Raw genomic sequence first — 300 nt, 5'->3', positions numbered from 1 at the left:
TATGCCGAGTTGCGGCGCATAATCCCTGCATTCTTATTCTTGGGCTGCATCGACAAAGGAATGAAGACCATAAAACCGTTCGTTTCATCCTGCAAATCGCGAATTTGCAGCATATGGCGAATCCGGTCCTCGCGAGATTCAATGGAGCCGTAGAGCATCGTCGTATGGGTCTTCATGCCTAGGTTATGAGCTGTCCGGTGGACTTCGAGATAATCTTCAACATTGGCTTTGTCTACACGCATTTTTTTACGGTATTGGTCAGATAATATCTCTGCGCCTCCGCCTGTTAGCGTTTTTAAT

At 46.7% G+C, this 300-nt stretch carries 1 protein-coding gene; it reads right to left on the bottom strand.

The genetic code is table 11. The features are described 5' to 3' along the window. A partial coding sequence (locus ACNPNW_RS06305) for a hypothetical protein (RefSeq protein WP_448766755.1) occupies positions 1–300 on the bottom strand: 300 nt, incomplete at both ends.

The organism is Acinetobacter endophylla (assembly GCF_053543775.1).
The sequence above is the reverse complement of the archived record's forward strand: the minus strand, read 5'-3'. Positions and strand labels throughout refer to the sequence as shown.